This is a genomic window from Propionivibrio limicola (assembly GCF_009469695.1).
GTDB lineage: Bacteria > Pseudomonadota > Gammaproteobacteria > Burkholderiales > Rhodocyclaceae > Propionivibrio > Propionivibrio limicola.
Genome location: NZ_SSSR01000002.1, coordinates 93435 through 115054 on the forward strand (window position 1 = coordinate 93435; position 21620 = coordinate 115054).

Annotated in this window: 18 protein-coding genes; 8 read left to right on the forward strand and 10 right to left on the reverse strand. The window is 62.8% G+C overall.

All coding sequences use genetic code 11. The features are described 5' to 3' along the window. Positions 1-35: 35 nt before the first annotated feature. From GH659_RS14860 to GH659_RS02455, 5 genes are all read right to left on the reverse strand, one after another. On the reverse strand, positions 36-389 hold the full coding sequence (locus tag GH659_RS14860) for a DUF2934 domain-containing protein (protein ID WP_211364078.1): 354 nt from the start codon (positions 387-389) through the stop codon (positions 36-38). A 135-nt stretch (positions 390-524) separates the two neighbouring features. Then, positions 525-2078 carry a 4-alpha-glucanotransferase gene (malQ, locus tag GH659_RS02440; RefSeq protein WP_153109164.1) on the reverse strand — a complete coding sequence of 518 codons (1554 nt, stop codon included), beginning with the start codon at positions 2076-2078 and terminating at the stop codon, positions 525-527. Positions 2079-2082: 4 nt separating this feature from the next. After that, positions 2083-4116: a glycogen debranching protein GlgX gene (gene glgX, locus GH659_RS02445; protein WP_153109165.1), complete on the reverse strand. Its 2034-nt coding sequence runs from the start codon at positions 4114-4116 to the stop codon at positions 2083-2085. After that, complete coding sequence (gene glgB / locus GH659_RS02450) at positions 4104-6296, reverse strand: 1,4-alpha-glucan branching protein GlgB (RefSeq protein WP_153109166.1); 2193 nt, start codon at positions 6294-6296, stop codon at positions 4104-4106. Before glgB ends, glgX begins: the two co-directional genes overlap by 13 nt. Continuing rightward, a complete protein-coding gene (locus GH659_RS02455) occupies positions 6286-8772 on the reverse strand; it encodes a glycogen/starch/alpha-glucan phosphorylase (RefSeq protein ID WP_153109167.1) in 2487 nt (828 codons plus the stop codon). Before GH659_RS02455 ends, glgB begins: the two co-directional genes overlap by 11 nt. Positions 8773-9069: 297 nt before the next feature. On the opposite strand from GH659_RS02455, the gene GH659_RS02460 reads away from it, so the two are divergent. Then, positions 9070-11283, forward strand: coding sequence for an SLC26A/SulP transporter family protein (locus tag GH659_RS02460; protein ID WP_246167653.1), 2214 nt, complete (start codon positions 9070-9072; stop codon positions 11281-11283). A gap of 16 nt (positions 11284-11299) precedes the next feature. On the opposite strand, the gene GH659_RS02465 is transcribed toward GH659_RS02460, so the two are convergent. Next, positions 11300-11854, reverse strand: a complete 555-nt coding sequence (locus GH659_RS02465) for a thioredoxin family protein (RefSeq protein WP_153109168.1) — start codon at positions 11852-11854, stop codon at positions 11300-11302. A gap of 76 nt (positions 11855-11930) precedes the next feature. Here GH659_RS02465 and GH659_RS02470 point away from each other — a divergent pair, with 76 nt between their 5' ends. Genes GH659_RS02470 through GH659_RS02485 form a run of 4 tightly spaced genes read left to right on the forward strand, consistent with a single transcriptional unit; the run spans position 11931 to position 15872 of the window. Then, complete coding sequence (locus tag GH659_RS02470; protein WP_153109169.1) at positions 11931-12710, forward strand: 16S rRNA (uracil(1498)-N(3))-methyltransferase; 780 nt, start codon at positions 11931-11933, stop codon at positions 12708-12710. A gap of 3 nt (positions 12711-12713) precedes the next feature. Beyond that, entirely contained in the window at positions 12714-14228 is a 1515-nt protein-coding gene (gene pap / locus GH659_RS02475) for a polyphosphate:AMP phosphotransferase (protein ID WP_153109170.1), read from the forward strand. Then, complete coding sequence (gene argA, locus GH659_RS02480; protein WP_153109171.1) at positions 14225-15547, forward strand: amino-acid N-acetyltransferase; 1323 nt, start codon at positions 14225-14227, stop codon at positions 15545-15547. The genes pap and argA overlap by 4 nt, the downstream gene beginning before the upstream one ends. A gap of 52 nt (positions 15548-15599) precedes the next feature. Beyond that, positions 15600-15872 (forward strand): oxidative damage protection protein, encoded by a 273-nt coding sequence (locus GH659_RS02485; protein WP_153109172.1) that lies wholly within the window; start codon positions 15600-15602, stop codon positions 15870-15872. 113 nt (positions 15873-15985) lie between these two features. Here the strand turns inward: GH659_RS02485 and GH659_RS02490 are convergent, their stop codons facing one another. The 3 genes from GH659_RS02490 to rpiA form a co-directional block, all read right to left on the reverse strand. Next, complete coding sequence (locus GH659_RS02490; RefSeq protein ID WP_153109173.1) at positions 15986-16768, reverse strand: GNAT family N-acetyltransferase; 783 nt, start codon at positions 16766-16768, stop codon at positions 15986-15988. Positions 16769-16930: 162 nt separating this feature from the next. After that, positions 16931-17647: a phosphate signaling complex protein PhoU gene (gene phoU, locus GH659_RS02495; RefSeq protein WP_153109174.1), complete on the reverse strand. Its 717-nt coding sequence runs from the start codon at positions 17645-17647 to the stop codon at positions 16931-16933. Between the two features lie 75 nt (positions 17648-17722). Further along, on the reverse strand, positions 17723-18385 hold the full coding sequence (rpiA, locus tag GH659_RS02500; protein WP_153109175.1) for a ribose-5-phosphate isomerase RpiA: 663 nt from the start codon (positions 18383-18385) through the stop codon (positions 17723-17725). A gap of 175 nt (positions 18386-18560) precedes the next feature. Between rpiA and GH659_RS02505 the strand changes: the two genes are divergently transcribed. The 3 genes from GH659_RS02505 (at position 18561) to GH659_RS02515 (ending at position 21054) form a co-directional block, all read left to right on the forward strand. Continuing rightward, the gene (locus GH659_RS02505; protein WP_153109176.1) at positions 18561-19388 is read left to right on the forward strand and encodes a UDP-2,3-diacylglucosamine diphosphatase; all 828 of its coding nucleotides are present in this window, start codon (positions 18561-18563) and stop codon (positions 19386-19388) included. Next, entirely contained in the window at positions 19388-20578 is a 1191-nt protein-coding gene (locus GH659_RS02510) for a glycosyltransferase (RefSeq protein ID WP_211364079.1), read from the forward strand. The genes GH659_RS02505 and GH659_RS02510 overlap by 1 nt, the downstream gene beginning before the upstream one ends. Positions 20579-20670: 92 nt before the next feature. Continuing rightward, positions 20671-21054 (forward strand): diacylglycerol kinase, encoded by a 384-nt coding sequence (locus GH659_RS02515; RefSeq protein WP_153109178.1) that lies wholly within the window; start codon positions 20671-20673, stop codon positions 21052-21054. 8 nt (positions 21055-21062) lie between these two features. On the opposite strand, the gene cadR is transcribed toward GH659_RS02515, so the two are convergent. Further along, a complete protein-coding gene (gene cadR, locus GH659_RS02520; RefSeq protein WP_153109179.1) occupies positions 21063-21515 on the reverse strand; it encodes a Cd(II)/Pb(II)-responsive transcriptional regulator in 453 nt (150 codons plus the stop codon). Positions 21516-21620 lie beyond the last annotated feature (105 nt).

Genomic DNA, 21620 nt, shown 5'->3' on the forward strand with positions numbered 1-21620 from the left:
CGCGTGGGCTTTTGGCGACGGAGGTGCTTGATCGCTTACTGAGCAGCGTTCAGACGAGCCTCGATATCCTTCTCGGCTTCGATCCAGTCGCGTACAGGATCGCTCAGGAAATTGTGGCTTTCGGCGCGGAAATAGGCGGCTTCCGCAATCATGCGATAGCGCTGCTCGTCCGTGATGGCGGGTCCGTTTGCCGTGCTTTTGGCCGCTTTTGTTGCGGTTTTGGTGGTGGTTGTTTTGGCTTTTTTCGCGGCGGGAGCCGTTTTGGCCACAGCGGCTTTTTTGATCGGCTCGGGCTTTTCTGCGGCGGCGGTCGTGGCCTTCGTGGCCGGTTTTTTCGTCGTTGCTTTTGTGGTCGCTTGCGGGGTCGTCTTGGTGTTCGTCTCAGCCATGATGCTACCTCCTGGTTGGAAAGCTTGATTTAACAATGGCAACGTTTTAATTGTACTACTTCAAATGCATGCAGGCGCCGTTGTGGCGCTGAATTGGCCTGCATGAGGCCTATATGACAGCGATTTGTTGCATATTCATCGACTCCCGGTGGCGTCGGTACGCCGCTTCGGGGAGCGGCCATGCAAGTGCGCGAGTTCCGCGAGCTGTTCGGCATGCCATGGCGCGACCTGTCCCCAGTGGAAACGCCATTCCCAGTAGCCGTCGGACAACCCCGGCTGATTCATGCGCGATTCGGTATCGAGCCCGAGCACATCCTGCATCGGAATGATCGACAGCTTGGCGACCGACGCGGAGGCGGCGCGAATCATGTCCCAGTGGATCGATTCGCCACTACAGCTCAGGTAGCGGCGAACGTAGTCGCGTTCATGCTCGTGCAGGCTGTGCCACCAGCCACAGGTGGTGTCGTTGTCGTGCGTGCCGGGATAAACGACCGTGTTGCTCTCGAAATTGTGTGGCAGATACGGGTTGTCGGCATGACCGTCGAAAGCGAATTGCAAGATGCGCATGCCGGGCAGCCCGATCGACTGCCGCAGCGCGGCGACTTTGGGCGTGATGACGCCGAGATCTTCGGCAATGATCTGAGGCCGGCCGCCGTTTTTGCCGAACCTGAGCTGCAAGGCGTGACGCAGGGCAGTGAACAGCGCCAGGCCGGGGCCGGGCTGCCATTGCCCGCGCTCGGCGGTTTCGGAATCCGCCGGGATTTCCCAGTACGATTCGAAGCCGCGAAAATGATCGATGCGTACGATGTCGCAGAGCAGCATCGTGCGCCGCATACGTTCGATCCACCAGTGGTAGCCTTCGCTGGCATGCGATGCCCAGCGGTAGAGCGGGTTGCCCCAGCGCTGTCCGGTGGCGCTGAAATAGTCGGGCGGGACGCCGGCGATGACGCGCGGTTGGCCTTTGGCATCGAGGTCGAACAGTTCCTGATGCGCCCAGACGTCCGCGCTGTGTGGCGAGACAAAAATCGGCATGTCGCCGATGATGTCGATGCCGCGTGCATTGGCATAGGTTTTGAGCGCGAGCCATTGCCGCTGGAAGCACCATTGGCAGAATTTCCAGAAATCGCATTCTTGAGCCAGTGCCTTGGCCGCGTCGCGCAGGGCTTTCGCCTTGCGTTGTGCCAGGCCAAGCGGCCAGTCTTGCCAGACGCGCCCGTGTCCGCCATGTTTTTGATCCAGGGCCATGAATAATGCGTAGTCTTCAAGCCAGTCGCGCGATTCGGTACAGAATTCGTCGAACAGCTTGCGGGCATCATGACGGGCGTCGGCAAAAAAGCGTTCGGCGGCGAGACGCAGGCGTGTCAGTCGGAAATGCCGGACGACCGGATAATTGACGCGGTGATCACGGAATACGGGGTCCGGCGCGATGTCGCCATCCGTCAGCCAGCCGGCGTCGCGCAGGCGGGTGAGGTCGATCAGCAGCTCATTGCCGGCGAATGCCGAGGGGCTCATGTAGGGCGAATTCCCGGGGCCGATGCCGCCCAACGGCAGGATCTGCCAGAGGGTTTGTTTGCCGGCGACCAGCCAGTCTACGAAATCGTAGGCCCCGGTGCCGAGATCGCCGGAACCGTGCGGGCCCGGCAGCGATGTCGGATGCAGCAAGATGCCGCTGTGGCGTTCAAATGGCATGTCGTTATTCCTTGCAAAGGAGAATGATGCTGCGCGCCGGTGCCGTGCAGTGGCTTCTCCGGTATTCGGTGGAGAAGGCATTTTCTGCGCTGGTGTCGCAAAGTTGTTGCCAGCGGCCGGTGGGGAGTTTGAAGGAGGTTGGTGTCTCGTCGCGATTGATGAGGATCAACAGCGTGGCGGTTTCCGGCGACGTTTGGGGTACCTCCGGAGGCGGCGGGGCGAGGATGACGGCCAGTGCGCCGCCCGGCGCATGCCAGTCATGTTCCTTCATCTCGTGCCCGCGTGGGCTCCACCAGCAGACGTCGCGTTGTGCGTGCCTGTTTGCCGCATGCGTCTCGCCGGTCAGCCAGCGCGTTTGGCGGAGTTGCGGAAAGCGGCGGCGCAGCGTGATCAGGCCGGCGGTGAAGTCGATCAGCGACTGGTCGGCACGCGACCAGTCCAGCCAGCTAATCGCGTTGTCCTGGCAATAGGCGTTGTTGTTGCCGCCTTGGCTGCGTCCGAATTCGTCACCGGCCTGCAGCATCGGTACGCCTTGGGCGATGAGGAGCGTCGCCAGCAAGGCGCGCTGGAGCCGGTGGCGACAATCGCGAACCGCGAGATTGCGGCTATTTCCTTCTACGCCGCAGTTGAACGAGAGGTTGTGGCTGTGTCCGTCGTGGTTGTGTTCCCCGTTGCGTTCGTTGTGCTTGCGTTCGTAGCAGACGAGATCGCGCAGCGTGAAACCGTCGTGTGCCGTGATGAAGTTGATGCCGGCGTGAGGGGCGCGCCCGTCGCGACGGAATATCTCGCTGGACCCGGCGAGGCGCTGGGCGAGGGCGCCGATGCCGGCGCGGCGGGTGAGCCAGAAGGCACGGACATCGTCGCGGAAGCGGTCATTCCACTCGCTCCAGCCGGGGCCGAAGCGACCGAGCCGATAGCCGTCGGGGCCGATATCCCACGGTTCGGCGATCATCTTGATCCGTGTCAGCAGTGGGTCCTGGCGAACGGCGGTGAGGAAGGCGCTGTCGCGGGTGAGGGTGGCGGCGAGGTCGAAGCGGAAGCCGTCGACATGCATTTCCGACACCCAGTAGCGCAGCGCATCCATGACGAGTTGCAGCGTACGCGGATGCGCGAGGTTGAGCGTGTTGCCGCAGCCGGTGAAGTTCTCGTAGCGGTCGGGGGCGCCCGGTGGCAGGCGGTAATAGCTGGCGTTGTCGATGCCGCGCAGCGAAAGGGTGGGGCCGATCTCGTCGGCTTCGGCGGTGTGGTTGAACACCACGTCAAGAATGACCTCAATGCCCTCGGAATGGAGCGTGCGCACCATGCGGCGAAATTCGTCGGCGATCGTGTCTCCGTCGGTGGCGGCGGCATAGCGCGGCGTCGGGACGAAGAAGGCGAGCGGGTTGTAGCCCCAATAGTTGGTCAGGCCATTCTTGAGTAGCCGCTCCTCGTCGATGAAATAGGCGACGGGCTGCAGGTTCAGGGCCGTGATGCCGAGCCGCTTGAAATGCGCAAGCATCGGCGGCGAGGCGAGACCGGCGTAGGTGCCACGCAATGCGGGTGGTACTTCAGGGTGCAGACGGGTGGCGCCCTTGACGTGGATTTCATACAGGACGGTGTCGGCCAGCGGAATGTTTGGCGGCTCGTCGTCACCCCAGTCAAACCCCGCAGCGGGCGCCGGACTGACACGGCATTTCAGGCCGTGACCGCCGTCTGCGTCGATGTCATAGGAGAGCGTTCCCTCCAGTTCGCGGGCATAGGGGTCGAGCAGCAGTTGTTGCGCTTCAAAACAGTTGCCGGGTTTATCCGGACCTTGTACGCGGAAGGCGTAGATCAGGCCGGGAGCCGCCGGCAGGTAACCGTGCCAGACCTGATCGGTACAGCGCGGCAGCGGCAGGGCGCGCATCTTGCCGTCGTCGAACAGGCAGAGTTCGACGCTTGTCGCGTGCGCCGAGAACAGCGCGAAATTGACACCCTGACCGTCCGGAGTGGCTCCGAGCGGCCAGGGACAGCCAGGTAGCAGGTGTTGATCTGCGGGGCGCCCGCTCAACGTTCCCATTCGAGGTATATCGCCGCCAATGGGGGAAGCGTTAGCGAAATTGACCACTCGCGGCCATGCGCGGCGATCGGCTCGGCCTCGACCCGGCTGAAGGCGTTGCCGACGTTGCTGCCGCCGTAGTGGGCCGAATCGGTGTTGAGGCTTTCGCGGTAGAGGCCCGGTCCGGGTACGCCGATTCGGTAATCCTGGCGAACGACCGGCGTGAAGTTGCAGACGCAAATCACGATCCGTGCCGGGTCCTTGCCACGGCGCATGAAGGCGATGACCGAATTGTCGGAATCGTTGGCCGAAATCCACTCAAAGCCATGGTGGTCGAAGTCGATTTCGTACAGCGCCGGCGTGTCGCGGTAGAAGGCGTTCAGGTCGCGAATCAGGTGGCGGACGCCGTCATGCTGCGGGAAGTCGAGCAGGTTCCAGTCAAGCGAACCGGCGTCGTTCCATTCGTTCCACTGGCCGAACTCGCCGCCCATGAACAGCAGCTTCTTGCCCGGATGCGCCCACATGAAGCCGTAGAGCAAACGCAGGTTGGCGAATTTCTGCCAGTAGTCGCCGGACATCTTGCTGAGCAGGGAGCCCTTGCCGTGCACCACTTCGTCGTGCGAGAGCGGCAGGACGAAGTTTTCAGTGAAAGCGTAGAGCAGGCCGAACGTCAGCTGGTTGTGGTGATAGCGGCGGTGGATCGGGTCGTGCGTCATGTAGTCGAGCACGTCGTGCATCCAGCCCATGTTCCACTTGTAGTGAAAGCCGAGACCGCCCATCGACGGCGGACGGCTGACGGCTGGCCAAGCGGTGGATTCCTCGGCGTAGGTGGCGGCGCCGGGGCATTCCTGACCGAGTGCCTCGTTCATGCGCCGCAGAAACTGCACCGCTTCAAGGTTTTCGCGGCCGCCGTGGATGTTCGGAATCCACTCGCCTTCCGACCGGCTGTAATCGCGGTAGAGCATCGAAGCCACGGCGTCGACGCGCAATCCGTCGATACCGTACTGCTCGATCCAGAACAGGGCGTTGCCGACCAGATAGTTGAATACTTCGTTCCGGCCGAAGTTGTAGATCAGCGTGCCCCAGTCCTGATGCATCCCCTCGCGCGGGTCGGCATGTTCGTACAGCGCGTGCCCGTCGAAGCGGCTAAGGCCATGTTCGTCGGTGGGGAAGTGCGCCGGCACCCAGTCGATGATGACTTCCAGACCGGCGTTGTGACAGGCGGCGACGAACTCGCAGAAGCCTTGCGGCGAGCCGAAGCGCGCGGTAGGGGCGTAGAGGCCGAGCGGCTGGTAGCCCCAGGAGCCGTCGAAGGGGTGCTCCGAAATCGGCAGCAGTTCGAGGTGCGTAAAGCCGAGGTCGGTGACGTAGGGGATCAGCGTGTCGGCAAGGCGCTGCCAGTCGGGGAAGCCGCCGTCTTCGGTGCGTTTCCATGAGCCGAGGTGAACTTCGTAGATGGAGACCGGTGCGTCGAGGCGGCTGCCCCGGTGGGCTTCGTTGCGGCTGACCGTTTTCGGCAGTTCGCAGACGATGGAGGCGGTCGCCGGGCGCAGTTCGGCGGCAAAACCGTAGGGGTCGGCCTTGTGCGGCAGCACGCGGCCATCCTTGGCGCGGATTTCGTATTTGTAATGAGCACCGGCCTCAACACCGGGGACGAACAGTTCCCAGACGCCGCATTCGCGACGCAGGCGCATCGGGTGCCGGCGGCCGTCCCAGGTATTGAAGTCGCCGATCACGCTGACGCGCTGTGCGTCGGGCGCCCAGACGGCGAAGGCCGTGCCCTTGACGCCGTCGATTTCGCGCAGGTGGGCGCCGAGTTTCTGGTACGGGCGCAGGTGCGAGCCTTCGGCGAGCAGCCAGACATCAAGTTCGCCAAGGACGGTGGCGAAGCGGTAGGGGTCGTCGATCTCCTGGATGCCGCCCGGCCAGGTAATGCGCAGACGGTACTCGAAAGGACGATTGCGGCCGAGGATGGATCCCTCGAAAAAGCCAGAGGCTTCGCCGAGGACGTCGATCTTGCGCTGCGGCAGTTCGATCAGGAGGTCGCCGGTTTCGGCGTCGATCACATGCACCGCATTGGCGCCGGGTTGCAGGGTGCGTACCCAGAGGCGGTCCTTGGCGTCGACATGCATGCCGAGAACGGCGAACGGGTTGCCGTGCTCGGCACGACAGAGGGCAATGACTTCCGCTTTATTTAGCATGTCGGGTCTCCTTGAGAAGCGAAGCCATGTTCCAGGTGTCGACCGCGTAATCGCGGATCGTGCGGTCGGAGGAGAATTGCCCCATGCCGGCCACGTTGAGAATCGCTTTGCGATGCCATTCGTCGGGCGTGAGGTAAAGACTGTCGACACGCTTTTGCGTGGCGAAATAGTCGGCGAAGTCGGCGAGCAGCATGTAATGGTCTTCGTAATTGACGAGGCTGTTGAAAAGATCGTGGTAGCGCCGCCTGTCGGCTGGCGAGAAGAAGCCACCATCGATCTTGTTCAGCGTCTCGTTGAGAATCGGATCGTTCTGGTAAATGGCGCGCGGATCATACCCGGTTTCGCGCAGCGCTTTGACTTGCGGCGTTGTGTTGCCGAAGATGAAGATGTTCTCGGCGCCGACCTTGTCGCGGATTTCGATGTTGGCGCCGTCTTCGGTGCCGATGGTGAGCGCGCCGTTGAGCGACAGCTTCATGTTGCCGGTGCCCGAGGCTTCGGTGCCGGCGGTCGAAATCTGCTCGGAAAGGTTGGCGGCCGGCATGATCAGCTCGGCCACCGAGACGCCGTAGTTGGGCACGAAAACGACCTTGAGCAGGTCGTGCGTGCGCCGGTCATTGTTGATGACCTGGGCGACATCGTGGATCAGCCGGATGATCTGTTTGGCCATGTGGTAGGACGAGGCCGCCTTGCCGGCAAAAATCACGCAGCGTGGCGCCATGCCATCAGTAAAGCCATGCAGGATCTGGTCGTAGCGGCTGACGACATGCAGCACGTTGAGCAGCTGGCGCTTGTATTCGTGGATGCGTTTGACCTGCACGTCGAACAGGCTGTCCGGTGGCAGGATGATGCTCGTCTCGCGACTGATGTAGTTGGCCAGCCGTACTTTGTTGGCGCGCTTGACGGCGGCAAAGGCCGTGCGGAAGCCTGTGTCGTTTGCCAGCGGGCGGATTTTCTCCAGCTGATCGAGGTCGAGGCGCCAGCCGTCGCCGATGTGTTTGTCGAGCAACGCCGACAGGCCGGGGTTGGCCTGCGCCAGCCAGCGGCGCGGGGTGACGCCGTTCGTCTTGTTGTGGAAGCGTCCCGGATAGAGTTTGGCGAAACCGGAGAAGATGGTTTGCACCATCAGGTCGGAGTGCAGCTGTGAAACCCCATTGACGCGGTGGCTGCCGACGATGCACAGGTTGGCCATGCGCACCCGTTTGCTTTCCTCGCGGCCGTCGCCGTCGTCGATCAGCGAGACGCGGCGGATGAGGTCCACATCGCCGGGGAAGCGTTGTTCGACTTCGGCCAGGAATTCCTGGTTGATGCGGTAGATGATGCGCATGTGGCGCGGCAGCAGGTATTGCAACAGCATCACCGGCCAGGTCTCCAGCGCTTCCGGCATCAGCGTGTGGTTGGTGTAGGAGAAGATGCGCTTGCATTGCACCCAGGCATCTTGCCATAACATGCCATTGTCGTCGCAGAGAAGGCGCATCAGTTCGGCGACGGCAATGGCCGGGTGCGTGTCGTTGAGGTGGATCGCCACCTGGTCGGCGAGGTTGCGCAGGGTGCCGTACTCGTCGAGATGGTGCGTGACGATATCCTGCAACGACGCGGAAACAAAAAAGTATTCCTGGCGCAGGCGCAGTTCGCGGCCGGCGGGTGTGCTGTCGTTCGGGTACAGCACCCACGAAATGTTCTCGAACCGGTTCTTGAATTCGGCCGCGCGCGCATAGTCGCCGGAATTGAAGGCGTTGAGGTCGATCTGGGCCGGCGCATCGGCGCGCCACAGCCGCAGGGTGCTGACGCGCTCGGTGCCGTGGCCGGGGATGACGTAGTCGAAGGCGTGTGCTTCGACGGCTTCGGCGGCGTTCCACTCGGCCCATTCGCCATGGTGCTCGGCCGTGCCGCAGAAGCGCACCGTGTAATGCGTGCCGGGACGCGGAAATTCCCATGGCGTCCCATCGACCAGCCAGGAATCAGGGTGCTCGACCTGGCCGCCGTTGACGATCGATTGGGCGAACATGCCGTATTCATAACGCATGCCGTAGCCCCACGACGGGAGTTCGAGCGTGGCCATCGAGTCGAGAAAGCAGGCCGCCAGCCGGCCGAGACCGCCGTTGCCGAGGGCGGCGTCCGGTTCGCATTCGAGAATGTCGGTCAGCGGCGGCGCACCGGCAGCGTTGAAGGCGGCTTCTGCGGATTTGTGCAGGCCGACGGCGGAAAGCGCATTGTCAAGGGTGCGTCCGATCAGGAATTCCATCGACATGTAATAGATGCGCCGCGCCTTGTTTTTGCGGTCCTGCTTCTGTGTCTCCACCCAGCGCCGGGCGAGATGTTCGCGCGTGACGAAGGACAGCGCCTTGTAAATCTCTTTGGTGTTGGCTGTTTCCGGATCGGCGGCGACGCCGTGCAGAAGCTTGTAATCGATTTGCTCGCGGAGGGTGGGGCCAAGGGGGGCTGTGCTGCCCGTGTTTGTCGTTGTGCTGTCGGACATCTGGCGGATTCTCCTGTTATTCCAGCGGCGCAGACCGGCGGTGTTGTCGTGCGGCGCTGCTAGAGGGGAAGGATTACACAAGTTCTGATGACAGCCAAGTGCGCGGACGGAATCCGGCCTCGGTTTTCTGGCCCGGAGTATGTAAGGCGCAACGGTGGCCGATGCGGGCGATCAAGCGGCGGCGTTGGACTTGAGCCAGCCGCCCGCTGATATATAGTGGGCATGAGGGCGCGAGAACAACGCGCGTTAACAACGATGCCGCGGTGAAACAACAGCAACGCGATCCGGAGGTGAATCATGCGCCAGCTTTCGGGAACCTGGATGCGCCATTCCGGCGATTTCTGGGGGGGGCTTGCCGCGATGCTGGTGGCCCTCCCGGCCTCGGTCGCGCTGGGGGTAACGGTCTATTCGGCGGTGTCGCCGCTCTACGCATCGTTTGGCGCGCTCGCCGGGGTGCTGGGGGCGATGGCGCTTGGCATGATCGCTCCGGCTTTCGGCGGAACCGATCGCCTGATCAGCGCGCCGTGCGCACCGGCCGCCGCCGTGCTGTCGGCCTTTGCCATCGAGATGGTGCGCCAGGGCGTGGCGCCGGCCAGCATCGTGCTGCTGATGACCGTGCTCGGCATTCTGACCGGTGGGCTTCAGGTGCTGATCGGCTTTCTCGGCATCGGCCGGCTCATCAAATACATTCCCTATCCGGTGGTCAGCGGCTACCTGAGCGGCGTCGGTCTCATCATCATCGGCAGCCAGATCCCGAAATTCGCCGGTGCCCCGGCCGATTCGGGCTGGTTCGAGGTGCTGATTACGCCGATGCAATGGGATTGGCGCGGTCTGGTCATCGGCGGTGTGACGGTTGTGGTGATGTTGTTCGCCGGACGTTATATCAAGCGCGTGCCTGCCACCGTGCTTGGCATTGCAGCGGGATGTCTGGCCTACGCGGGGATCGCCGTTGGCGATCCGGCCTTGCTGACGCTGAAAGACAACGATCTGGTCATCGGCCCGCTCGGTGCGACCGGCAAGGGCTATGTGGCGCTGATTACCGACCGCTGGGACCAGATCGGCGAATTGAAACTGTCGCAGGTGGGCGCGCTGGTCGGCAGCGCGCTGACGCTGGCCGCGTTGCTGTCGATCGATACGCTGAAAACCTGTGTCGTGCTCGATCAACAGACGCGCACCCGTCACGACTCCGACCGCGAGCTTTCGGCGCAAGGGCTGGCCAACGTTGTGGCGTCATCCATCGGCGGCATGCCCGGCTCGGGGATGATGGGGCCGACCATGGTCAATCTGTCGAGCGGTGCGCAGACGCGCATTTCCGGTGTGATCGAGGGGGCGCTGACGGTGGTGGCGGCGCTGCTCTTGGGGAGCTATATCGCCTGGGTGCCGGTGGCCACGCTGAGTGGCGTGCTGATCGTGATCGGTATCCGCATGATCGATACCGACCCCTTGCGTTTCCTCGAGTCCACGTCGACGGCGCTCGATTTTTCGGTTGTCCTGGCCGTGGTGGCGGTCGCGCTGTCGGTCGGGCTGATCTGGGCGTCGGGAGTCGGCGTCGTGCTGGCGATCCTCCTTTTCCTGCGCGAGCAGGTGGGGGGGAACGTCCTGCGTCGCAAGAGCTTCGTCAGCGAGCGTTCGTCGACGTGGTACAGGCCCGAGAACGAGATGCGGATTTTGGAGGCGAAGGGGCATTCGGCGGTTATCTTCGAACTGCAGGGCAGCCTGTTCTTCGGCACGGCGCAGCAGCTGTACCGGACGCTGGAGGAAGAAACGCGGACGGCGGAATTCGTGATCATCGATTTGCAGCGCGTGCAGTCGGTGGATGTGACGGCGGCGCACATCGTGTGCCTGCTGCGCGATGCGCTTGCCGAGCGCCATGTCCCGCTGCTGATCTCCTCCGTGCGCGAGCTGTTGCCGAATGGGCGAAATCTTCGCGAGTTTCTGGAGCTGGCCGGCCTCGAACCAGCGGAGGGTGTCGTGATTTTTTTGCCTACCCTGCAGGCGGCGATCGAGTGGGTCGAGGATCGGTTGGTCGGTGGCGTGGTGGAGGCGGAAGCGACGGACTTGCCGCCGCTGGAATTGCACGAAATCGAGCTGTTCAAGGGCAGCAAACCGGATACGCTGGTCGATCTGGAGGCGTGTCTTGAGAAACGTTCGTGGAAGGCCGGCGAGACGATTTTCTCGGTGGGCGACCCGAGCGACGATCTCATCCTGATCCGCAAGGGGGAGGTCAAGGTCATGGGCCGGGTCGGGCGCGGTGCCGGGCTCAAGCACATCGCCACGTACGGGCGGGGCGACTTCCTCGGCGGGTTGTCTTTCCTCGATCACAGCCGGCGCAGCAACGATGCCATCGCCATTACCGACTGCGACATGTACGTGTTGTCGCTGGAGAAATTCAACTTCCTGGCCGAAGAGCACAAACGGATCGCCTTCCTGCTGATGAGCAAGCTGGCGCGCATGCTGGCCATCCGCCTGCGGCACACCATCGAGGAATTGACGATCCTTCAGGACAACTGAGCGATTTCTGGCAACGTCAGGTTTCGCGCCACTTGATCGAGCAGCCGAGGCTCGGGTATTGCTCCGCCGGGCCTTGGTCGGTCGTGGCGACGAGGCGCATCGCTTCGAGCAGTTCGCGTCGGGTGCCGGGCTCAGCGGGCTTGATGCCGGCCGAATCGAGGCGGCCCCGGTAACAGAGCGCGAGGTCGCGGTTGAAACCGAAGAAGTCCGGTGTGCACACGGCGCCGTAGTCGCGGGCCGCCGTCTGCTCCGGATCGTAAAGATAGGGGAACGGGAAATCGAGATCCTTGGCCAGCTTCTGCATGTTGGCGAACGAGTCGTTCGGATAGGCGTCGGTGTCGTTGCTCATGATGGCGGCGACTCCGATGCCGAGCGCCTGGATGTCGCGTACGTCGCGGCACAGGCGGTCGAGGATGGCTTTCACGTAGGGGCAATGGTTGCAGATGAACATGACGAGCAGGCCGTTCGGGCCGCGCACGGATTCGAGCGTCCGGGACGTGCCGGAGGTGTCGGCAAGTTTGAAAGCCGGGGCGGTCCAGCCAAGGTCGACGGGCGGGGTGCTGACGGGCATGGCGCGATACTCCTGTTGGGCTTGATGAACAGCGGTTGTAACAACGGCGAGCGCCGAAGGAACTTATAATCCTACTATGACTTCTCCACGCTTCTATTGCCCGGTGCCGATGGCGACCGGCACCCTTGTCGAGCTGCCCGAAAACGCGGCGCGCCATGCCTGTCGCGTGTTGCGCCTGCGCGAAGGCGACGGGCTCGTTCTGTTTGACAGCACTGGCGGCGAGTACGTGGCGCGCATAGCGTCCGTGAACCGCGATCGCGTCAGCGCCGACGTGCTCGAATGGCGCGATGCCGAATGCGAATCACCGATCCGTCTGACGCTGGTGCAGGCGCTGCAGACCGGCGAGAAGATGGACATGACGGTGCAGAAGGCCGTCGAACTCGGCGTGCAGCGCATCGTTCCCGTCGCGTCGCGGCGCAGCGTGCTCAAGTTGCAGGGCGAACGCGCCGAGCGGCGGGTCGAGCACTGGCAGGGTGTGGCGACCGCCGCGTGCGAGCAATGCGGCCGCAACCGGCTGCCGGAGGTGACGGCGATCATGCCGCTCGAACGCTGGCTGGAACGCTTGCCGCAGGACGCCGCACCGAACGGCGAGCGCGTCTTGCGCCTGATGCTGGTGCCCGGAGCCGAGTTGACACTCGATCAATTGCCGCGCCCGCAGCCAGGCAGCGAAGTGGAGCTGTTGATTGGCGCCGAGGGCGGTTTGGCGCCGGAAGAGGTAGCAAGGGCAAAAGAGGCCGGGTATCTTGGTTTGCGTCTTGGTCCGCGCATCCTGCGCACGGAGACGGCCGGGCTGGCGGCGCTGGCGGCGATCCAGTGTCTGTGGGGCGACTTTGGAGGCGACTCCGGAAAGGGGTAGGTCATGTTTGAATCGGCGGAACTCGGTCACAAGATCGACAAGGAGACTTTCCGGGCAGAAGAGCCCAAGGTGCGGGCGGCGCTGCTCGAAGCCCAGTTCGAGCTGCAGGAAAAGGCGGATTTTCCCGTCGTCCTGCTGATCAGCGGCGTTGACGGCGGCGGCAAGAGCGAGACGATCAACCTGCTCTACGAGTGGATGGATCCGCGCTATCTGTCGACGCTGGCCTTTTCCGAGCCGACCGACGAAGAGCGCGAGCGTCCCTACATGTGGCGCTTCTGGCGCGCCCTGCCGCCGAAGGGGCGGATCGGCATTTTTGCCGGCTCGTGGTACTCGCACCCGATCGCCGAGCGCATCCGAGGCGACCTCTCGAAAAGCAGCCTCGACCAGCGCATGGATCAGATCAATCGCTTCGAGGCGATGCTGGTCAATGAAGGCGCGCTGGTCATCAAGCTTTGGTTCCATCTCTCGAAGGAGGGCCAGCGCCAGCGTTTGAAAGCGCTGGAGAAAGATCCGCGCACCGCCTGGCGTGTGACGCCGGAGAGCTGGGCGCGGCTGAAGACCTACGACCGCTTGCAGGAAGTCGCCGGCCACATCCTGCGCACGACGAATTCGCCGTGGGCGCCGTGGGATGTCGTCGAGGGGACCGACGACCGTTACCGTGCACTACGCGTCGGCAAGATCCTGCTCAACGCCCTGCAGAATCGGCTGGCCGACACGCGCGACCAGAATTTCCCGGTGGCGCCGCCGATGGCCCCGCGCATCGATAACCTTAACGTGCTGACGGCGCTCGATCTGACGCAGAAGCTCGACAAGGATGCGTATGAAGCGCAACTGGCCAAGTGGCAGGGCCGGCTTGCCGAACTGGTGCGCCATCCGGAATTCAAGAAACATTCGCTGATCCTGGCCTTCGAAGGTTCGGACGCCGCCGGCAAGGGCGGCGGCATCCGTCGTGTGACCGAGGCGCTCGATGCGCGCCAGTACCAGATCGTGCCGGTTGCGGCGCCGACCGACGAAGAGCGCGCCCAGCCGTATTTGTGGCGCTTCTGGCGGCACATTCCGCGCTGCGGGCGGGTGACGATCTTCGACCGGACATGGTACGGGCGCGTGCTCGTCGAGCGCGTCGAAGGTTTCTGTGGCGAAGCCGACTGGCTGCGCGCCTACACCGAGATCAACGACTTCGAGCACGAACTGCATGAGGACGGCGCCATCGTCGTCAAGTTCTGGCTGCAGATCAGCGACAAGGAGCAGTTGCGCCGCTTCAAGGAGCGCGAGAAGGTCGAATTCAAGCGCTTCAAGATCACCGAGGATGACTGGCGCAATCGCGGCAAAAGCGAGGCCTATCAGGCTGCCGTCTGCGACATGGTTGACCGCACCAGTACTGGCACCGCGCCGTGGACGCTGGTCGAGGCCGACGACAAGAACTTCGCGCGCGTGAAAATCCTGCGTACCATCTGCGAGCGGCTCGAAAGCGTGCTGGCGCCGCAAAAGGCCAAGAACAAGAAGGACTCAAAACAATGACGACCGAAGAACTCAGCCCCGCGCATTTCGTGACCCTGTTCCGGTCGGTGGCGCCCTACGTCAATCTGTTCCGCGGCAAGACGTTCGTCATCGCGTTCGGCGGCAAGGCGATTACCGGACCGTTTGCGCGCACGCTGGCCTATGACGTGAATCTGCTCGCCGCCCTCGGCGTGCGGCTGGTGCTGGTGCATGGCGCGCGGCCGCAGATCGAGGAAGAATTGCGCGAAAAAGGGCTCGAATCGATCATTCTCGACGGCTACCGCGTGACCGATGCGGCAACGCTCGATTGCGTGATCGATGCCGTCGGCAGCGTGTATCTCGAACTCGAAGCGCTGCTCTCGCAGGGCTTGCCCGATACGCCGATGGCCAACAGCACGATCCGCGTCGTCGCCGGCAACTTCATTACCGCCAGGCCGGTTGGCGTCCTCAACGGCGTCGACATGCAGTACGCCGGCCACGTGCGCAAGATCGACGTCGAGGGCGTCCGTGCCCAGTTGAGCATCGGCAACATCGTTCTCCTGTCGTGCATTGGCGTCAGCCCGACCGGCGAGATCTTCAATCTGGCGATGGAGGAGGTGGCCGAGGCGACGGCGACGACGATCAGTGCCGATAAATTGATCTTCCTCTCCGACAGCCAAGGGGTGACCGACAAGGAAGGTGGTCTGCTCGACGAACTGACGGCGGATTCCGCCGAGCGCCTGCTGGCGACGCAGGACTGGCTGTCGCCCGATCTGCGGCGCTACTTGCCGCGCGCCATCCGCGCCAGCCGCTCCGGCGTCGGCCGCGTGCACCTGATCGGCTACGATGAGGACGGCACGCTGCTGCGCGAACTATTTTCCCGCGATGGCGTCGGAACGATCATTACGCGCGAGTCGCTCGAAATCCTGCGCGATGCGCGGCCGGACGACATCGCCGGTCTGGTGGCGCTGATCGAGCCATTGGAGGAGGAGGGGACGCTGGTGCGTCGTTCGCGCGAACTGCTCGAACGCGAGATTTCGCACTTCTCGGTGGTCGAGCACGACGGCATGATCGTCGGTTGCGCGGCGCTCTATCCCTACGGCGAGGATCAGGCCGAGCTGGCTTGCTTGGCGGTGCATCCGCAGTTCCGGCGCTGGGGTTATGGCGAGCAATTGATGAAGCGCATCGAAACGCGGGCCAGGATGGCCGGGATCAAGCGCCTGTTCGTGCTGACGACGGTGACGTCGCACTGGTTCCGCGAACGCGGATTCGTCGAGCAGCCGCTGGAAGCGTTGCCGTCCGAGAAGCGGCTCGTCTATAACCTGCAGCGGCGCTCGAAGATTTTTACCAAGATGTTGTAATGATTGGTTTTTTCTGCCTGCCAAGGCGATACTTTTTTACGGAGTCAATTCAATGGCAAGAATGGTCAATTGCGTCAAACTAGGTCGCGAGGCAGAGGGCCTCGACTTTCCCCCTTACCCCGGTGAACTCGGCAAACGGATTTTCGAGAACGTGTCGAAGGAAGCGTGGCAGCAGTGGATTCGCCTGCAAACGATGATCATCAACGAGAACCGCCTCAACCTGGCCGACGCCGGCCATCGCAAGTACCTCGCCGAACAGGTCGAAAAACATTTCTTCGGCGATGGCGCCGATGAAGTGCAAGGCTACGTGCCGCCGCGCTTCTGAGGCAGGAAAAACTTTCACCACCAAGTCACCAAGATGCACCAAGGAAAACCTCCCGAATTTCTTGGTGTAACTTTGTGCCCTTGGTGACTTGGTGGTTCGCTTTTTGTGGTTCTTCAGCCAACCGGTTGGCCGATGAAGTGCTTTGAATAGCGGCCGGACAGGTGCGACATCGGCAGCAGGATCGGCAGGTCGGCGGTGTTGAAGTCGGGGTCCCAGGCCGGTTCGCCGCAGATGTAGGCGCCGGCGCGCAGGTAGCCCTTGATCAGCGGAGGCGTTTCGGCGTCGAGGTCGGAGCGTAGCGCACCCAGCGGCAGCGGACAGCGCGGGAAAACGCGGTATTCGATCGGACTCAGGTAATCCTGCAGGTTGTTGAACAGGCTGGCGGCGATGTGGCCGCCGTCGGCCATGCTGATGCTGGCGCAGCCGACGAGGTAGTCATAGCCGTGCTGTGTCATGAATTGCGCCAGCCCGGACCAGAGCAGCGCGATGGTGGCGCCGGTGCGGAAATCGGGATGCACGCACGAGCGGCCGATTTCAACCATGCGCGGGCGCAGGTGTTGCAGGCGGGTGAGATCGAATTCGCTTTCCGAGTAATAGCAGCCGATGGCCTTGGCGTTCTCCGGCGTCAGGATGCGGTAGGTGCCGACGACTTCGCCGGTGTCGTCGCAACGCACGACCAGGTGTTGGCAGAAGGGGTCGAAAATGTCGGCGTCGATGCCGGGCGTGCGCGTTGTCAGCCGTGCGCCCAGTTCGTCGGCAAAGACCTGATAACGGAGTTTTTGGGCGGCGCGGATTTCGTGCTCGTGGCTGGCGATGCCAACCGAGAGGGACGGGCGCGCGGCGCGCCGATGCTGCAAGGTGCCAGCGGTCTGCGGGGTGATCGTCTGCGTGGTCATCGTGTCCTCCTGACAAGTTTTTATGCAGGAGACGATACGCAGCGGGCATTACCGGGGTGTTGCGGCCGGATTACGTTTTTGTGTTGTCCGGCGTGGAAAAAATGAAAAAAGGATTCACCCGGAGGCGAATCCTTTTTTGAAGCGGCAGGGTCTGGCGGGCGTTCAGGCGTCCTGGCCGAGCTTGGCGAGAATTTCCTCGGTCGACTCGTGGCGGACGTTGATACCCTTGACCATGTAGATGACGTAGTCGGCGATGTTGCAGGCGTGGTCGCCGATGCGTTCGACGGCCTTGGCGATCGAAATGATGTCGAGCGAGCGCGAAATGGTGCGCGGGTCTTCCATCATGTAGGTGATCAGTTGCCGGTTCATCGCCTTGTATTCGGCATTGACCTGATCGTCGAGGCGCATCGCTTCGGCGGCCTGATTCACGTCGAGGCGGGCAAAACCGTCGAGTGCCAGACGCAGCATGGTCAGGGCTTTTTCGGCCATGCCGCGCAAATCGATCTGCGGAATGATCTTCGAGCCGTTTTCCTGGTGCAGGCCGATGGCGAGACGGGCAATCTTCTGCGCCTTGTCGCCGACGCGCTCGACGTCGGAAATCGTCTTCAGTACGGAAACGATCATGCGCAGGTCGATGGCGGTTGGCTGGCGCTTGGCGATGATCTGGTTGCACAGGGCGTCGATATCCACTTCGAGCTCGTTGATGCGCTGATCGTCGCGCACGACGGCCTCCAGTTCGGCGATGTTGCCGCTGTACATGGCGTCGATGGCTTTGCGCACCTGTTGTTCGGCCAGTCCGCCCATCTGCAGGACGCGCGTGCGCAGGCTTTCCAGTTCGATGTCGAAGTTCTTGGAAGTGTGGTCGGTGGTTCCGCTCATTCGTTTGGCTCCAGTCGGGCTATGCATGGGAGTTTTAATCCTCCGAGCTTAGGTGATGAATGTTGCAGGAATGTTTCAGTCGGCGGTAAACGTTTTGACGCCCGACTCCATGCCGAGCAGGCAGACATCGGCCGGACGGCGGGCGAACAGGCCGTTGGTGACGACGCCGACGATCTGGTTGATGCGGCTTTCGAGATCGACCGGATCGACGATCTGCAGACCCTTGACGTCGAGGATGACGTTGCCGTTGTCGGTGACAAAGCCTTCGCGCAGCACCGGCGTGCCGCCGAGTTTGGCCAGTTCGCGGGCAACGTAGGCCTGTGCCATCGGGATCACTTCGACCGGCAGCGGGAAGCGACCGAGCACGTCGACGAGCTTCGAGCCATCGGCGATGCAGACGAATTTCTGCGCGACGGCAGCGATGATTTTCTCGCGCGTCAGCGCACCTCCGCCGCCCTTGATCATGTGCATTTCGGCGGTGATTTCGTCGGCGCCGTCGATATACACCGGGATGTCGGAGACCTCGTTGAGGTCGAAGACCTTGATGCCGTGACCGAGCAGGCGGGTGCGCGTGTCCTCGGAACTGGCGACGGCGCCGGGGATGCGATCCTTGATCTCGGCCAGCGCGTCGATGAAGAGCCGCGCTGTCGAGCCGGTGCCGACGCCGACGATTTTTCCTTCGACGACGTAGTCGAGCGCGGCGCGCGCCACCAACTGCTTGAGTTCATCCTGGGTCATGGCTTGGGTTCCTGTTGTGCTGTTGCGGTTTGTGCAGTGTGTTCGGTCGCGCATTTTAACGAATTGGCCGGGTGAGGCGTTGTTTTCCTCGCTTCCCGAAACTGTCGTCAAATCGAAACCAGCGCGAAATCATCACGAAATCGGCGCGTAACAGTCGGCGGACAAGATGGGCGCCATGCCTACCGTACGTTCAATCTTTCTTTCCGATATCCACCTGGGTACGCGCGCCTGCCAGGCCGATCGCCTGCTTGAATTCCTGCGCTCCTACTCGGCGGATAACGTTTTCCTGATCGGCGACATCGTCGATTTCTGGGCGATGCGCCGCAACATCGTGTGGACGCCGGGCCAGAACACCGTCGTGCAGAAGATTCTCCGGCGGGCGCGGCGTGGCGAGCGCGTCGTGTTCATTCCGGGCAACCACGACGAAGCGCTGCGCGATTATCTCGGCATTACCTTCGGCGACATCGCCGTGATGGGCGAACACACGCACACGCTCGCCGACGGCCGCCGCTTCCTGCTCGTGCACGGCGACGAATTCGATCAGGTGACGCGCCACCACAAGTGGATCGCCCTGTTCGGTGACGTCATGTACGACGTGCTGGTGCGGCTCAATGCGCTGGTGTCCTTCGTCCGCCGCCGTCTCGGGATGCATTGCTACTGGTCGCTCGCCGGCTACGCCAAGCGTCGCGTCAAGAAGGCGCTGCAGTTCATTTTCGATTTCGAGAACACCGCCCTGCACGCGGCGCGTCAGCGCGGGCTGGACGGCATCATCTGCGGCCACATCCACAGCGCCGTCATCCGCGAGGCGGACGGCCTGGCCTACGTCAATTGCGGCGACTGGGTCGATAGCTGTACGGCGATCGTCGAACATTGGGATGGGACGCTCGAACTGATTACGTGGGGTGGGAATGCCGGGGATAGTGTGCCGGAAGAAATACCTGTGCCGGCGGTCGAGTTTCCGATCGCCACGAATGCGAAAGTTTCTCAAGAGGAGTTGGTTTGATGCGGGTTGCAATGGTTTCCGATGTTTACTTCCCACGGATCAATGGTGTGTCGACGGCCATCCGGACGTATCGCGAGTCGCTGCGTGCGCAGGGCGTCGAGGTCCGCCTGATTGCGCCGGATTACGGTACCGAGTGTCACGAGGATTGGATTGCCCGCGTGCCGGGGCGGCGCGTGCCGTTTGATCCGGAAGACAGGCTGGTTCGTTGGGGGGCGATGCATCGGGCGGTTGAAGAAGTGGTCAAATCCGGCTGCGATCTCATTCACGTGCAAACGCCGTTCGCCGCCCATTACGCCGGGACTGCTGCTGCCAAACGCTACGATGTGCCGGTGATCGCCACCTACCACACGCTGTTCGAAGAGTATCTGGCCCATTACGCGAAGTTTGTTCCGGCCTCATGGCTGCGCGGGTTGGCGCGCAATTTTTCCCGCCGCCAGTGTAATGAACTCGACGCGGTGATCGTTCCGTCGAAAGCGATCTGGGAACGGCTGGCCGAGTATTACGTGGCGACGCCGATGCACATTCTGCCGACCGGCGTTTCGATCGGCGAGGCGGCTCCGGATGCCCGCGCGTCGTTCCGCGCCCGTCACCACATCGCGCCTGAGCGGCCGGTGGCGCTTTACGTCGGGCGCGTGGCGCACGAGAAAAACATCGATTTCCTGCTCGACGTTGCCGACCTGATGCGCGAGTCGGTGCCGGAAATGCTGCTCGTCATCGCCGGCGAAGGACCGGCCTTGCCGCATCTGCAGCGCTCGGTCGTCGAGCGCGGGCTGCAGCAAAGCGTTTCCTTCATCGGCTATCTCGATCGCCAAACCGAACTGCCGGCGTGCTATGCGGCTGCCGATGCCTTCGTTTTCGCCTCGCGCACGGAGACGCAGGGGCTGGTGCTGCTCGAAGCGATGGCGTGCGGCCTGCCGGTCGTGGCGCTGGCCGAAATGGGGACGGCCGACATCCTCGGTGCGCAGCGCGGCGCGCTGGTGCCGGACGACAATCCTTACGCCTTCTCGCTGGCGCTCACCCGCCTCTTGCGCGATTCCGCGTTGCACCAGCGTCTCTCCAGCGAGGCCCGCGACTATGCGCGCGAGTGGTCGAGCGACGCGCTGGCCGCCCGCATGGCAGGCCTTTATCGCCAGATTCTTTCCGCCCATCTGGATCGGCGCGTGCGCGACTTCAAACTGTCGCCGTTGTAGGGGAAAGCCGGCTTGGTGGCCGGCTGTTCCGCTCCGTTAAATCCGTTCGTCGTTATACTTGCCGGCCTGTCGCGTCTGGCGAGGAGAAAAGTGTGTCCGAGGAAAGTCCCTTCAAAGGCAAGACCGGCTTGCGCCGGGTGTGGAATGCCTTCAATTACTCGCTGGCCGGTTTGCGCGCCGCCTTCACCTGCGAGGACGCGTTTCGCCAGGAAGTGTGGCTGGCGGTGATTCTGATTCCGGCGGCGTTCTGGCTGCCGGTCAGTTGGGGCGGACGGGCGCTGATGATCGCCAGCGTGTTGCTCGTGCTGATCGTCGAATTGCTCAATTCCGCCATCGAAGCGGCGGTCGATCGCGTCTCGCTCGACCGGCATCATCTGTCCAAGCGCGCCAAGGATATCGGTAGTGCTGCGGTGTTGATCGCGCTGGTCAATGTGGCCGCGGTGTGGGCCTGTGTGCTGCTTGAGGGAGTAAGGTAGCGCGCTCTTCAGTTTTCCGGCCGGGCCGGGCACGGGTTGCTGTGACAAATGCAGGTGCCGCCGTGCGGGGCGTGCTGCAGGTTGCGCAAGATGGCGCAGTCGGCCGTGCTTTGTTCGGCGCCACTGCAGGTATTGCGCAGCGCGTGCAGTTGTTCCTCCAGTCGGTGCAGCGTTTCGATCTGCTGGTGGATGCGGACGATGTGCTCGTCGATCAGGCGGTTGACGCGGTCGCAGCCTTGTTCCGGCGTTTGCTGGTACGCGCACAGCAAACGGATATCCGGCAGCCCCATGCCGAGCGAGCGGCAATGGCGGATGAAACTCAGGCGCCGCAAGTGCGCCTCGTCGTACGTCCGGTAGCCGTTCGGCTCGCGTGCCGGTCGGTCGAGCAACGCCTTGCGCTCGTAAAAGCGGATGGTTTCGATGTCGCATTCGGTGCGGCGGGCCAATTCGCCAATTCTCATGGTTGATTCCTGAACGGGATGTTTGTCGTCTATTGACTCTGTAGTGGCTACAGACTGTCTAATGATGGCATCGGTTCCGGAGGAAAGACCATGCGTGCGCACGAT

Coding starts and splice junctions, on each gene's coding strand:
- GH659_RS14860 (WP_211364078.1), bottom strand. CDS start 389: ATGGCTGAGACGAACACCAAGACGACCCCGCAAGCGACCACAAAAGCA.
- malQ (WP_153109164.1), bottom strand. CDS start 2,078: ATGCCATTTGAACGCCACAGCGGCATCTTGCTGCATCCGACATCGCTG.
- glgX (WP_153109165.1), bottom strand. CDS start 4,116: ATGGGAACGTTGAGCGGGCGCCCCGCAGATCAACACCTGCTACCTGGC.
- glgB (WP_153109166.1), bottom strand. CDS start 6,296: ATGCTAAATAAAGCGGAAGTCATTGCCCTCTGTCGTGCCGAGCACGGC.
- GH659_RS02455 (WP_153109167.1), bottom strand. CDS start 8,772: ATGTCCGACAGCACAACGACAAACACGGGCAGCACAGCCCCCCTTGGC.
- GH659_RS02460 (WP_246167653.1), top strand. CDS start 9,070: ATGCGCCAGCTTTCGGGAACCTGGATGCGCCATTCCGGCGATTTCTGG.
- GH659_RS02465 (WP_153109168.1), bottom strand. CDS start 11,854: ATGCCCGTCAGCACCCCGCCCGTCGACCTTGGCTGGACCGCCCCGGCT.
- GH659_RS02470 (WP_153109169.1), top strand. CDS start 11,931: ATGACTTCTCCACGCTTCTATTGCCCGGTGCCGATGGCGACCGGCACC.
- pap (WP_153109170.1), top strand. CDS start 12,714: ATGTTTGAATCGGCGGAACTCGGTCACAAGATCGACAAGGAGACTTTC.
- argA (WP_153109171.1), top strand. CDS start 14,225: ATGACGACCGAAGAACTCAGCCCCGCGCATTTCGTGACCCTGTTCCGG.
- GH659_RS02485 (WP_153109172.1), top strand. CDS start 15,600: ATGGCAAGAATGGTCAATTGCGTCAAACTAGGTCGCGAGGCAGAGGGC.
- GH659_RS02490 (WP_153109173.1), bottom strand. CDS start 16,768: ATGACCACGCAGACGATCACCCCGCAGACCGCTGGCACCTTGCAGCAT.
- phoU (WP_153109174.1), bottom strand. CDS start 17,647: ATGAGCGGAACCACCGACCACACTTCCAAGAACTTCGACATCGAACTG.
- rpiA (WP_153109175.1), bottom strand. CDS start 18,385: ATGACCCAGGATGAACTCAAGCAGTTGGTGGCGCGCGCCGCGCTCGAC.
- GH659_RS02505 (WP_153109176.1), top strand. CDS start 18,561: ATGCCTACCGTACGTTCAATCTTTCTTTCCGATATCCACCTGGGTACG.
- GH659_RS02510 (WP_211364079.1), top strand. CDS start 19,388: ATGCGGGTTGCAATGGTTTCCGATGTTTACTTCCCACGGATCAATGGT.
- cadR (WP_153109179.1), bottom strand. CDS start 21,515: ATGAGAATTGGCGAATTGGCCCGCCGCACCGAATGCGACATCGAAACC.